Here is a 359-nt window from a genome sequence, read left to right as displayed (position 1 = left end):
AAATAAATCACATCAAAAATTGGAAAATCAATATTTTACATCAGACGCATTAAATGTAAAGAATAGAGCCTTTCTTTGGGGCGATGCAGTAAAGGTTTCCTTCTTTATAAAAAACGGAGGATTAATCATGGATGAAGAATGCTATTTCTTCCTGATGGCTTCGATGAGAAAGATGAGAATGAACATTCCTCTCACCTATACACTGGAATTTTTTCAATCACTTTTTCAAAAGGATATTATCGATGGTCAGGGAATAAAGAATGGAATTATCAATTTTCAGGTCTTTAGAAATAATGATGATTTGACCCTGGCAAAATCTTCAATTTCCTATTTTTATGAAATCGTGGAAATGGAAGATG

The 359-nt window shown here is 32.3% G+C and carries 1 pseudogene; it reads left to right on the top strand.

The features are described from left to right. Positions 1 to 19 precede the first annotated feature (19 nt). Positions 20 to 359: pseudogene (locus SB679_RS23370) on the top strand (aminodeoxychorismate lyase); the annotation flags it as partial.

The sequence above is a fragment of the Chryseobacterium sp. SIMBA_029 genome, assembly GCF_046535275.1.
GTDB lineage: Bacteria > Bacteroidota > Bacteroidia > Flavobacteriales > Weeksellaceae > Chryseobacterium.
This window is presented reverse-complemented; position numbering and strand designations above follow the sequence as displayed.